The following is a 12,489-nucleotide window of genomic DNA, read 5'->3' on the forward strand; positions in this document are numbered from 1 at the left end:
TGAAAGGACGGGTTTCTATGGTAATCAAGCTTTTCGACCGGCATAGCATTTTCGTCTGCATATGCCTGCTTGCGGCGGCGGTCGCTGTTTCCATGGCGTTGAATATGGAAAACAAAAAGGGCGGAGGGATTCCTGCCGTTTCCGCACAACAGGCTTCTGCCTTTCAGCCGAATGCTGCAACCGGTCTGCAGCAAAGCATTCCGGAGCCGGACACAGCACCCGTGGTTGCGTCCGCGCCGGCTGAACAGGTGAAAGCACCGGTCGATGAAATGCGCGCGGTGTGGGTGCCGTATATGAGCTTGGATATGAGTAAAAGCAACGATAAAAGCGAGGCGGCCTTTCAAAAGAAATTTGACGCCATTGTGTCCGGGGCGAAAAATTGTGGAATGAACACGCTGATTGTGCAGGTGCGTCCGTTTGGCGACGCTTTGTACAAGTCTGCGTATTTTCCATGGAGCCATGTAGTCGGCGGCACACAGGGCGTTGATCCGGGCTACGACCCACTCGCGCTGATGGTCGCGTCAGCACATAAGGCAGGCATGAAGCTTCAAGCGTGGATCAATCCCTTGCGCATTCAGACGTCGGCATCGCCGTCCATTCTGGCGCAGGGAAATAACTATAATCTATGGAAAAAGGATTCGGCGAAAGCCGGATGGACAGTAGACTGTGCAAACGGGAAATATTATAATCCCGCCTACGCACAGGTCCGCAAGCTCATTGCGGACGGCGCCCAAGAGATCGCGAAAAATTATGACGTGGACGGGATCCAGTTCGACGATTATTTTTATCCCACACAGGACGCATCCTTCGATAAAAGCGCCTACGACAGCTATTGCGCGGCCGCTTCCCAAAGCGGTACGCCGGTCAGCCTTCTGGAATGGCGGCAGGGAAATATCAACGCGCTGGTGTCGCTTGTTTATAGTGAAATCAAGGAAGTAAAGCCGAATCTGCCGTTCGGAATTGCGCCCCAGGGCAACATTGAGAACGATAAGAAAATGGGGGCTGATGTTGCATCTTGGTGCAGCGTCCGGGGCTATGTCGATTATATCTGCCCGCAGCTCTATGTGAATTTTGAAAATCCGGTGCTCCCGTTCGGCACGGCCGCGCAGAACTGGCGAAAGCTGGTCGTAAATAAAGATGTAAAGCTGTACCTCGGCCTTGCCGTTTACAAAAGCGGCTCCGACGCAGACAGCGGCACTTGGAAAAAATCCAATAACATTCTGGCCCGTCAGGTTGAAACGGGAAGGAAGGCTTCCTGCGACGGCTTTATGTTCTATTCATGGGATTATCTGAATGCCGATCAGACAAAGGAAGAGGTTCAGAATGTTATGAAAGTGCTCCGTTAAATCTCTCCAATGCAGAAATCGTGCTGGGCCTGCGTGAGCTTTACCGGAACAATACGCCCGGCAAGCGATTCATCGCTATGTGTTTTTACCGGGGTGTAGTTTTCGGTGTAGCCTTCGTAAACGCCCTTTTCACATTCACGTTCAAAAAGAACCGGTTCGGTTAAACCGACCTGACGGCGGAAAAAGTCCTCTTTCGTTTTTTGCGTTATTTCAATCATCCGCTGGCTGCGCTGTTCTTTAACCGCCTGCGTAACCTGATCGGGTGCGTCGTTCGCCTTGGTGCCGGGGCGGCGGGAATAAGCGAAGACATGAACCTTTGCAAAGCAGATTTCCTTTGCAAAGTCCAGTGATTTTTGAAACTCTTCCTCGGTCTCCCCGGGAAAGCCAACCATAATATCCGTTGTAATGGCGGCGTTTGGAAATGCCGCGCGAAGGTTTTTCACGATGGTGCGGTATTCATTCGTATTGTAATGCCGGTTCATGCGCCGTAGTGTTTCATCACAGCCGCTTTGAAGCGAGAGGTGAAACTGTGCGCAGAGTTTCTTTTGGCGGCTCAAACGGGCGATCACGTCCTCGCTGAGCTGTTCGGGCTCCAGGGAACCAAGGCGTATCCGCGCGATGCTTTCGGGCGCGCAGGCAGCTTCCACAGCGTCACAGAGATGCAGTCCGATATCCTGTCCGTAAGCGGAAAGGTTGATCCCGGTCAATACAATCTCGCGGTAGCCGTTTGCGGCGATTTCGTTTATTTCCTTTTTCAGCTCATCCATGGGTTTGGAGCGCACCCTTCCGCGCGCGTAAGGAATAATGCAGTACGAGCAGAAGCGGTTGCAGCCGTCTTCAATTTTCACAAAAGCGCGCGTTCGTTCATAAAATTGATTAACCTTCATCGATTCAAATCCGGATGCCTCTTCATGGGGGACAATATCCACGATGCGCTGGCGTGAGGAGAGGTAATTCAGAATGTCCGGAAGAAGTGAGGAGCGGTTGGAATTGCCGAGAACGATATCCGCGTCCTGCAGCTTCGCCGCGGCTTCGGGAAAAGCCTGCGGCATGCAGCCCGTAAGAACGATGACGGCGTCCGGGTTTTTGCGCCTTGCGCGGTGGAGCGCCTGGCGCACCTTGTGGTCGCTCATTGCCGTTACGGTGCAGGAATTAATTAACACAACGTCGCTTTCCTCATCCGCGCCGCAGGCGCTGAAGCCCGCGGTGGTAAGCTGGGACAGCATCGCCTGCGATTCGTACTGGTTTACTTTGCATCCGAGCGTAATAACAGAAACTTTCATGTTTTCCCCTTTTAAAAATTTGAATATTTAATTTTGCTATTTGTCAAAAAGTCTGGTCATAATTGATATTGACCAAAATGCCGTAGTGCTATATCATGGGATATGAATTTTGTATATGGAGGGACTCTGATGTACACAACTTCTATCGTATTGTCAAGCATTGAGGCTGTAAAGAAATTTGTTACATTGACAAACAGCTATTCCTTTCCGATAAACCTTACTACAGATAAATATAAGATCGATGCCAAATCCATTATGGGCGTTTTCAGCATGGATCTTTCCAAACCGGTGACCATCGAGGTCCCGAGCGAAGAAGGAAAAGAATTTATTGCCCAACTTGAGCAGTTCAAACCTGTAGCAAAAAAATGAATCCCCAAGCCCGGCGAACACGCCGGGCCCTTTTTTATTCTTCATACTTTTGCGCGAGAATGCTCCATTGCTTATAGAATTCATCGTTTTCTTGCGTTAATGCGCTGATCTTTTCCGTAATTTCCATCGCGGCCTGATAATCGCTCGCAATTTCTGGCTTTAACAATTCCTGTTCCAGTTCGCTGATTTCCTTCTCGATTTCGCCAATCCGCGCTTCATAGCGCCGCATTTCCGCCTTTTCCTTACGAATAACCGCGTTGCGTTCCTTTTGTAGCTTGTATTCGTTCGGTTTAACATCGGGGCTTTCCGCTTCTTCGATTGTTTTTTGCCGGCTTGCCTTCAGGTATTCGTCATAGTTGCCGATAAATTCCTGCGTCCCGTTTTCGTCCAGATAATAGATGCGGTCCGCGATTTTATTGATGAGATACCGGTCGTGGGACACAATCAAAAGCGTGCCCTCGTAGCTTTGCAGCGCGGCTTCCAGCGCTTCGCAGGATCCGATATCTAGGTGGTTTGTCGGTTCGTCGAGCAGCAGGAAATTGTTGCGGGAGAGCATCAGCCGCAGCAGCAGCACCCTGGCCCGCTCGCCGCCGCTTAAGGCGGAAACCGGCTTGAACACGTCGTCGCCTTTAAATAAGAATACGGCGAGCGCGTTCCGGATTTCCGTCTGCGTCATGCGGGGGTAGGAATCCCAGATTTCATCGATTACGGTTTTCTCCGGATGAAGGCCCGCCTGAATCTGGTCGTAATAGCCTATGTCGATTCCTGCGCCGAAACGGAACTCTCCCGCTTCGGGGGGATAAATCCCTAGAATGGTTTTTAACAGGGAGGTTTTCCCGCAGCCGTTCGGGCCGATCAGGAATACCCTTTCGCGTCGGCGAATATGAAGGTTTACATCTTTAAATAAGTGTTTGCCGTCAAAGCTTAACGCAAGGTTTTCCACGGTCAGAACATCGTTTCCGCCGCGTTGGCTGATGTCGAAATCAAAATGGATGCTTTCCGGATTGTCGTCGGGCTTTTCTAGCGTTTTCCCCAGCCGTTCGATCATTTTCAGCTTGTTCTCGGCTGTTTTAATGTTCTTTTCCTTATTCCACTGGCGCTGCTGCGCGACAATTCCCTCAATCCGTTTGATTTCCTTCTGTGTATTGTCGTATTTCCGCTGCGCCGCTAAATGATTCTCTTCTTTCTGCGCAAGATAAGCAGTGTAGTTTCCCTTATAAACGGTAAGCCTTCGTTTTTCCATTTCAAATGTACGGTTGGTGATTTTATCCAGAAAATAACGGTCGTGGGAAATCACAAGATAGGCTCCGGAGTAGGAGCGAAGAAAGTCTTCCAGCCATTCTACGGATGAGATATCCAGATGGTTGGTAGGTTCGTCCAACAGCAGAAGGTTCGCGCCGCACAGGAGCATTTTTGCAAGCTGCAGCTTTGCTTTTTGCCCGCCGCTTAATACGCCAATCGGCATGCCCATCTGCTCGTCGTCAAACCCCAGCCCCAGTAATGCCGAGCGTGCCCTGCTGCGGCAGGTAAGGCCGCCCATGGCGACAAAGCGGTCGTTTAGCATGGCTTGCCTTTCAATAAGCTGGTCAAGGTCTTTCGGCTTTGTCTGCAGGCGGAGGTTTATTTCTTCAAGCTCTTTTTCCATTTGAAGCAAATCGGAAAAGACGGTTAAAACTTCATTGTAGGCGCTGCGGTCAAGGTCGCGGCAGACGTGCTGCTCCATATAGCCGAGCACGGTCGAATTCGCCTTGAAAATGTCCCCCGCGTCCGGCTGCAGCTCGCCGGTGAGCAGTTTCAGCAGGGTTGTTTTCCCCGAACCGTTTATGCCCACAAGCCCGATCCGGTCGTTTTCCTGTACTTCAAAGGAAATGCCGCTGAAAATCACGTTGGTGCCAAAGGATTTATTTAAATTGCTTGCGTTTAGCAAACCCATAATTTTACCTCTTTATATGTAAAGTGCGGAGCATACGGGCCCCGCTCACATATTATAATGAAATAACCCGATGAAATCAAGCATGCCACGTATGCAGCCTTAGCGCGTCAATGTTTTTTTGCTCGCTTAGGATATATTCTTCCGCCAGTTTTTTTGTTGGAATTTCAGCGCCGTCGAAAAGGTTCAGGTTCTTTGTCATATCGGAAATCCCGGCTTCGGTGGCGGTGATCATTACTTTTGCAATATGCGCCGGCTTTTTATTTGCGAACGTATTCATCCGCAGGGAACCGAGCGAAACCGCTTTTTTCAGTAATCGTCCCGAATCGGGTATCCTTCCGCTGTCACGCAGCATTTGCTTTGTTTTTTCGGCGATGAAAAGGTAGTCTTCCTTCTGATGTTCCGCCTGGCGGCGAAGCGGCGGCTCGTCCCGGACCTGGGGAAGAAGCATCTGAACCGCATCCAGCCTCAGCTGCGCCGTATGATAGATATGGTTGAGCAAGGAAGCGTTTTCATCCGTCTTTTTCCTTTGCATATTGTTCTCCCCCATCGTGTTTTAGCGTCTGCTGTTATCGTTTCCCGCCGCCGCGTGTTTAAACTGGACTTTTCCTTTTCCTCGGGATATAATTCATTTGAGGTGATTTTTCTATGCGTTCCGGCATTTCCACAGCCTGTCTTTACCCCATGCACTTGGAACAGGCCCTTTCGACGCTAATTGAGTTTGAATTCCACATCTTTGAGGTGTTTATAAATACCAGCAGCGAATTAAAGCCGGATTATCTCCGAACACTAAAACAGATGACGGAAGAAAGCGGTAGCTGTGTGAAATCCATCCATCCGTTTACCTCCGGATTCGAAAGCTTTTTATTGTTTTCAGACTATGAGCGCCGCTTTTGTGACGGTCTTGAGTTTTATAAACACTATTTTCATGCTGCGAACCTTTTGGAAGCAAGTATTCTCGTTCTTCATGGTCAGCGCAATGATAAGCGAAGCCGGATTACTGAAAATGAATATTTTGAGCACTACGCCAGGCTGTTTGAATTGGGAAAATCCTTCGGCGTAACGGTGGCACAGGAAAATGTGAACCTTTTCCGAAGCGACGATCCGGATTTTATTCGAAGAATGCGGAACTATCTCGGGGATGAATGTGCGTTTGTCCTTGATGTAAAACAGGCGGTGCGGGGAGGGGAAGACCCATATGAAATGTGCGCCGCGATGGGCGAAAGGCTGGTCCATGTTCACATCAATGACAATAAGCCGGGACATGACTGCCTGTTGCCGGGGAGCGGCACCATGGATTTTGATGCGCTGAAACGCATCATGTTGGAGCATGGTTACTCGGGGGATTTGATTATTGAGGTTTACCGGCGCGATTTTGACAAATTGCAGGAGCTTGTCCATGCGAAAAGGGTTGTGGAATCCCTGATCGGCTATGACAATTGCATATAGAAATTAGAAGGAAAAACGAATGGCTTCCGCAGTTTTTGGGAATTCCGATAATGTTTCATTAAATGCTTGAAACCGAATTATAAAATATGGTATAATTACACAAAATACAAGATTGTTAGAGGTGATCCTACAATGCGGTGCCCTTACTGCGGACATGACGAGTCAAAGGTTATTGACTCGCGCCCGACCGATGAAGGGGAGAGAATCCGTCGGCGAAGAGAATGCTTAAAATGTTCCAAACGCTTTACTACCTATGAAGTTATTGAAACGGTACCCATTGTGGTGATCAAAAAAGATAAATCGCGGGAAACTTTTGACCGCAACAAACTTCTAAACGGTTTGCTGCGCGCGTGCGAAAAAAGGCCGGTTTCCATTGATATGCTGGAACGCATTGTCGATGAAATTGAGAATATGCTTCAAAATTCGCTGGATCGGGAGGTTCCTTCTAGTTTAATCGGGAAATATGCGATGGAGAAATTGAAGGACATCGACGAAGTGGCATATGTCCGTTTTGCTTCCGTTTACCGCGAATTTAAGGATATCAATACCTTTATGGAAGAGTTAAACAGAATGATAAAAAATAAATCCTGATAAAACATACCCTCGGCTTGCCGGGGGTATGTTTTCGTCTTTATCAAAATGATCTGTTCGCCGGAAAAGCCGGGCGGCTGCGCGGGGAATAAATCCTTATAGTTTAATCACAATTTCATACTTTTTCAGCCAGAAATTGATTTGCAGTAAATATGCCATCAATTGCGGACCGGCCATCAGCTGTCCGAACCACGGCTTTCCGTAATCAGATTTTTGCCCAAGCAGCTGTGCGGCGGCCGTCTTATCAATCAACTGATGGATCGGTTCGCCCTCGTCGGAAAGCACAGCGGCCAGCCTTTGTTTTACAAGCAGCTCGTAAGCAGGGTTGTGTGTTTTCGGGTAAGGGCTTTTCCTGCGCGCCAGAACATCTTCGGGTAGCCAGTCTTTTGCCGCGTCGCGCAGTAAGCTTTTCACGACGCCGTTGTGGTTTTTATATTCCCATGGCGTGTTGAACACATACTGGACAATTCGATGGTCGGCATAGGGGACACGAACCTCCAGTCCGCTTGCCATGCTGGCGCGATCCTTTCGGTCCAGAAGCGTAGACATGAACCAGCGAATGTTTAAATAGGAGATTTCCCTGCGGCGTCTTTCGAGGGCGCTTTCCCCTTCCAGCTTTGGAACGGCTGCAATGGATTCCTCGTACCGCATATTGACATAATCGTCCATATGCAGGGCGTCCGCGATTTCCGGCAGCAGCAGGCCGGAGCGGAGCGATAAATCGGGGGACCATGGGAAGTAGTGCCCCTCGAACGCCTCTTCCTTATGGAACCAGGGGTATCCCCCGAAGATTTCATCCGCGCACTCGCCGCTTAGGCCGACGACATGCTTCTTTTTTACCAGGCTGCAGAAATACAGAAGGGAAGAGTCCACATCCGCCATTCCGGGCAGATCCTTCGCAATGACCGAATCGTACAGTTTATCGGCAAGCGTAACGTTATTGCACTCCAAAAAATGGTGGTTGGTTTGGAAGGTTTCCACCATTTTTTCCACCCACGGACGGTCGGCGCCCGGCTGGAACGCGGTCGGTTTGAAGTATTTTTCATTGCCGGTAAAATCAAAGGAATAAGTAGAAAGCACCTTTCCCAAGGCCTGGTAATTCCGTGCAGCAATGGCGGTAATGATGCTGGAATCCAGCCCTCCGGATAAAAATGTACAAAGCGGAACATCGGATATCAATTGTCTTGTTACGGCGTCTTCCACCAGATATTTTACTTTCTTGACGCTGTCCTCGTAGCTGTCGGGATGTTCATAGCTTTTCAGTTCAAAGTAAGGAACCGTTTCCAGCCCGAATTTATCATATACGGCGCAGTAACCGGGCTTGATTTCCATGACATTCCGGAAAACTCCGACGCCCGCGGTCCTGGCGGGCCCCAGACCGAAAATTTCGCAAAGCCCCTGCCGGTCAATTACGGGATTGATGCCAGGGTATTCAAACAGCGCCTTGATTTCCGAGGCAAATACCAGCCGATCGTTTTCGATTGCGTAGAACAGCGGTTTCACCCCGAAACGGTCCCGGCATAAATAGCAGCATTGCCGCCGTTCGTCGTCAACCGCGAAAGCAAAGATCCCGTTTAGTTTTTCCGCACAGGTAAATCCGAATTGGATATAGCATTTCAGCAAGATTTCCGTGTCGCTTTTGGTTTCAAATGTGTGCCCAAGGGCGGTCAGTTCATCGCGCAGTTCCTTGCTGTTATACAGTTCCCCGTTGTAAACAATGGTATAGCGGAAGCCGTCCGAAACGGCAGTCATCGGCTGTTTTCCGCCCAGTATATCGACAACGGCAAGTCGTGTGTGGGCAAATGCCGCGTGCGCCGACACGTGGATTCCGCTGTCATCCGGACCGCGGTGTTTCAGGCGGTTTCCCATCCGCTTTGCAAGGGAGCCCCAGAAATAAGATTCTTCACTCAGGTCATCATTGTAGTCGCAGAATCCTGCAATTCCACACATAGCAATCCCTCTCTTTCGTTTGCTTCTTTATAATATGCGGAATTGCCATTATGGTTCATAAGGGAAATTTGATTATAGATAAACAGGACCGCCCTCTTGCCGGGCGGCCTGTAAATACCTTATTTTATTTTTCTTTTTTTCCGCCTTTTTCCTTTTCTTCCCGTTCCTTTCTTGCCTTTTCCTCGGCAGTCGAAAGCTCGCTTAGAATCCTTTCGGACACGGTGCGGCGAGCGGTCGCTTCAATGGACAGTTCAATGGCGAGCTTCGTCAGCTCGGCGTCCCCCTGCCCGGCGGTTTGCGCAACGCGTTCGCAGACTTCCTTCAATGCTGCGGAGTGCGCGTTGCAGAATTGTCCGTACATTTCCTTTTTACCTGTGTTTTCCAGAAGTGTTTTCAGAAGGAAAGAAATATCCTGGATTGAAAGAACCTGTTTCAGCATACAGATGACTAACAGTAGTGCCAGATGCTCGCGGGAATATTTCTTTTGCTCGGGGCGGGGAAGGATGCCGTCCTTTACATAATTGTTGATCATGCTGGAAGTCAGGAGGCTTGTGTTTTCACTGCGCTCAAACACGCCGATCTGTTTATTCATGTAGGTAAGGACCTGATCCATATACAGATATATTTCGGGGAGCCTGTCCCATTCCACCGCGCTGTATTTTTCTATTTGCTCAGCCCATTTTGCAATACGGTCGACAGCTTCGCTCATTTTCTATTCTCCTTTACTTTTTCTGCCCGCTCATACCCGGTGTAACGGCTTGGCGGAGTGTTCATATATTTTTTAAATACCCGTGAAAAGTACAATTGATCGGAAAATCCTGCCGAATAAGCCACTTCGCCAACGGACAGGCTGCTGGTTTCCAACAGCTCACATGCCTTATTGATACGGTAACGCATAAGGTATTCGTTCGGCGGCATGGAGATATGCTGCATAAACAGCCGGTACAGATGGCTGCGGCTGATTCCGACGCTGGCGGCGATGTCGGTGATTCCAATATCGCTGGAATAGTTGTACTCGATGAATTTTATTGCTTTCTGCACGTACTCAAAGCCGCTCGGATGCTGCTGTGTCGGCGTTCCGAACTGATCCATCAGCGCGGCCAGAAAGATCAACAGGCCGGACTCCATGCGCGCTTCATCGCTTGGCTTCGGACCGGAGGCGTTGCAGACCTTTGTCAGCAGATCCTCAAAAAGCGAATCATTGTCATAGTGAAACACCGGGCTGCGCTCCAGCAGGCCGGTTTGCCCCATCAGCCTTTTCGCGTCGCTTCCGTTGAAGCCGACCCAGCAGTATTCCCACGGGTCTTCGCGGTCCGCGGCGTAATATACGACCTTTGAAGGAACCACCAGAAAGCCGTCGCCAGCGGTAAGGTGGTATTCGGTGCCGCCGCAGCAAAATGTTCCCTTTCCTGAAACGACGTAGTGGATCAGGTAATGGTCGCGCACGGCGGGTCCCCACGAATGGCAGGCGCCGCAGCGTTGAACGCCGCAACTGTATACGGCCAAACCCAGACTGTTGTGAAACGGAACGCGAAAAGAGCGCCTGAATTCGTCATTTGTCATCCTTTAGAAGCCTCCTGCCTGAATATATATAATTTCATTATAATTCGCATCAAAAGCTTATGCAATAAAAAGAGCGCCAAAAAGAATTGAAATAAATTTTTCCATCATGTATAATGATTGTAAAATGAAAAAAATTATCTGATTATGAGAATGGAGGAATACACTTGAGTTTGGATCAAAAAGTACAGCTTTCGATGATTGTTTTACTAACCGGCCTGGTTATCGTTTTTGTTATGCTGATATTCCTTACGTATATTATTAAAGGATATAGTGCGGTTATTAAGAACATTCAGCCGAATGCAAAGACAGATCCGGTTCCGAAATCCGTACCAACCGTTCAAAGGGCTTCTGCACCGGTTCCGTCTGTTGAAGCCGGTATCCCGGAAGAAACGGCCGCGGCGATTGCCGCTGCCGTATATGCGGTGTACGGTTCGTCCGCCGGAAAAATAAAGAGTATCCGCCGCGCGGCGCAGCCGGGACGTTCGTTGTGGAGAATAGCCGGGCTATTGGAGAATACCCGTCCGTTTTAATACCTGCCCGGCGGCAGGAAAGACTTGGAAGGAGCTGGTTTCGATATGGTTATTTGGGATGAATTTATACATTCGATTGAAGGAATTTTCAGGACTTCCGGTTTCGCTACAAATGATTGGCGAAATTATGTTATGATTGTGATTTCCGGAATCCTGATTTATCTGGCTATTAAAAAACAATTTGAGCCCCTTTTACTACTTCCTATTGCGTTTGGTATGTTGCTTGTTAATCTTTACCCCGCAATTATGGCTGCACCGCAGACCACGCTGCAACTCGTCAGCGATTATCAGGCTGCCCATGGCGGTGCAACGGCAAATTATGCGATTGTAACGATGGGGAATCAGCAATACTATCAGATTCCTCAGGTGGGCGGGCTGTTTTATTATTTATATCAGGGCGTTAAGCTTGGAATCTATCCGCCGTTGATCTTTCTTGGAATTGGCGCAATGACCGACTTCGGTCCGCTGATTGCAAACCCGAAGAGCTTTTTGCTTGGCGCGGCAGCGCAGCTTGGTATCTTTACTACCTTTATCGGCGCTGTATTTCTCGGTTTTACCGGCAAACAGGCCGGCGCGATTGGCATTATCGGCGGAGCGGACGGTCCGACCGCGATTTTTGTAACCTCAAAGCTTGCGCCGGAACTGTTGGGGCCCATCGCTGTCGCGGCGTATTCTTACATGGCATTGGTGCCAATTATCCAGCCGCCGATCATGAAAGCTTTGACGACCAAGAAAGAGCGAAGCATCGTAATGGAACAGCTTCGCCCGGTTTCCAAGCTGGAACGGATTCTGTTCCCAATTATTGTAACAGTAATTGTTTCACTCATTCTGCCGGACGCCTGTCCGCTGGTCGGGATGCTGATGTTGGGAAATCTCTTCCGTGAAAGCGGTGTTGTGGGGCGTATTTCCAACACGGCGCAGAATGAACTGATGAATATTATTACCATATTCCTTGGCGTTACCGTCGGCGCTACGGCGACCGGTTCCGTATTCCTGTCTTTGAAGACAATCCAAATTATCATCCTAGGTCTTCTGGCGTTTTCTTTCGGCACCGCCGGAGGTGTCCTTTTCGGCAAACTGATGTGTTGGGCTTCCCATGGAAAGGTGAATCCGCTGATTGGCTCGGCAGGTGTTTCAGCCGTTCCAATGGCGGCGCGTGTCTCGCAAAAGGTGGGCCAGGAGGAAAATCCCGGCAACTTCCTTTTGATGCATGCGATGGGGCCGAATGTATCCGGAGTAATCGGGTCTGCAGTAGCCGCCGGTGTTTTAATCAGCATATTGGGATAAGGAAAATAATTAATTTGGAGAAATACCCGCACGTTTCGTGCGGGTATTCTTTGTTTCATCGGCCGCTGGCTTTCATTTCATTTGCTATTGCATTGAAAATATTGTACAATGATAAGCATATCATACGAATAACGGATGGTTGACTGTCCGAAAGAATTTCAGGTGTACACATGAGCAATCTATCTACGAGC

12 protein-coding genes are annotated in these 12,489 nt (G+C 49.3%); 6 read left to right on the top strand and 6 right to left on the bottom strand.

The features are described from left to right. The first annotated feature begins 17 nt into the window (after positions 1-17). Positions 18-1,346 (top strand): glycoside hydrolase family 10 protein, encoded by a 1,329-nt coding sequence (locus CAGA_RS00450; RefSeq protein ID WP_243112888.1) that lies wholly within the window; start codon positions 18-20, stop codon positions 1,344-1,346. On the opposite strand, the gene mtaB is transcribed toward CAGA_RS00450, so the two are convergent. Continuing rightward, positions 1,343-2,629: a tRNA (N(6)-L-threonylcarbamoyladenosine(37)-C(2))-methylthiotransferase MtaB gene (mtaB, locus tag CAGA_RS00455; RefSeq protein WP_135656606.1), complete on the bottom strand. Its 1,287-nt coding sequence runs from the start codon at positions 2,627-2,629 to the stop codon at positions 1,343-1,345. The two genes, CAGA_RS00450 and mtaB, sit on opposite strands and share 4 nt — an antisense overlap. A 129-nt stretch (positions 2,630-2,758) precedes the next feature. On the opposite strand from mtaB, the gene CAGA_RS00460 reads away from it, so the two are divergent. Then, on the top strand, positions 2,759-2,998 hold the full coding sequence (locus tag CAGA_RS00460; RefSeq protein WP_135656608.1) for an HPr family phosphocarrier protein: 240 nt from the start codon (positions 2,759-2,761) through the stop codon (positions 2,996-2,998). 34 nt (positions 2,999-3,032) lie between these two features. Here CAGA_RS00460 and CAGA_RS00465 read toward each other — a convergent pair whose 3' ends face one another. Further along, positions 3,033-4,931 (bottom strand): ABC-F family ATP-binding cassette domain-containing protein, encoded by a 1,899-nt coding sequence (locus tag CAGA_RS00465; protein ID WP_135656610.1) that lies wholly within the window; start codon positions 4,929-4,931, stop codon positions 3,033-3,035. A 76-nt stretch (positions 4,932-5,007) separates the two neighbouring features. Beyond that, positions 5,008-5,463: a hypothetical protein gene (locus CAGA_RS00470; protein ID WP_135656612.1), complete on the bottom strand. Its 456-nt coding sequence runs from the start codon at positions 5,461-5,463 to the stop codon at positions 5,008-5,010. Positions 5,464-5,576: 113 nt separating this feature from the next. Between CAGA_RS00470 and CAGA_RS00475 the strand changes: the two genes are divergently transcribed. Together CAGA_RS00475 and nrdR are read left to right on the top strand one after the other, a co-directional pair. Further along, on the top strand, positions 5,577-6,377 hold the full coding sequence (locus CAGA_RS00475; RefSeq protein ID WP_243112889.1) for a sugar phosphate isomerase/epimerase family protein: 801 nt from the start codon (positions 5,577-5,579) through the stop codon (positions 6,375-6,377). A 132-nt stretch (positions 6,378-6,509) separates the two neighbouring features. Next, on the top strand, positions 6,510-6,968 hold the full coding sequence (gene nrdR, locus CAGA_RS00480; protein ID WP_135656614.1) for a transcriptional regulator NrdR: 459 nt from the start codon (positions 6,510-6,512) through the stop codon (positions 6,966-6,968). Positions 6,969-7,064: 96 nt separating this feature from the next. On the opposite strand, the gene asnB is transcribed toward nrdR, so the two are convergent. The 3 genes from asnB to CAGA_RS00495 all read right to left on the bottom strand — a co-directional run bounded on the left by asnB (position 7,065) and on the right by CAGA_RS00495 (position 10,481). Further along, entirely contained in the window at positions 7,065-8,918 is a 1,854-nt protein-coding gene (asnB, locus tag CAGA_RS00485; protein ID WP_135656616.1) for an asparagine synthase (glutamine-hydrolyzing), read from the bottom strand. 124 nt (positions 8,919-9,042) lie between these two features. Continuing rightward, positions 9,043-9,627, bottom strand: coding sequence for a DUF1836 domain-containing protein (locus CAGA_RS00490; protein ID WP_135656618.1), 585 nt, complete (start codon positions 9,625-9,627; stop codon positions 9,043-9,045). Continuing rightward, complete coding sequence (locus tag CAGA_RS00495) at positions 9,624-10,481, bottom strand: AraC family transcriptional regulator (protein ID WP_135656620.1); 858 nt, start codon at positions 10,479-10,481, stop codon at positions 9,624-9,626. Before CAGA_RS00495 ends, CAGA_RS00490 begins: the two co-directional genes overlap by 4 nt. 164 nt (positions 10,482-10,645) lie before the next feature. Here CAGA_RS00495 and CAGA_RS00500 point away from each other — a divergent pair, with 164 nt between their 5' ends. After that, complete coding sequence (locus CAGA_RS00500) at positions 10,646-11,011, top strand: OadG family protein (protein WP_135656622.1); 366 nt, start codon at positions 10,646-10,648, stop codon at positions 11,009-11,011. A gap of 45 nt (positions 11,012-11,056) precedes the next feature. After that, complete coding sequence (locus CAGA_RS00505) at positions 11,057-12,298, top strand: sodium ion-translocating decarboxylase subunit beta (protein WP_135656624.1); 1,242 nt, start codon at positions 11,057-11,059, stop codon at positions 12,296-12,298. Positions 12,299-12,489: the final 191 nt, after the last annotated feature.

Source organism: Caproiciproducens galactitolivorans (genome assembly GCF_004768785.1).
Lineage (GTDB): Bacteria > Bacillota > Clostridia > Oscillospirales > Acutalibacteraceae > Caproiciproducens > Caproiciproducens galactitolivorans.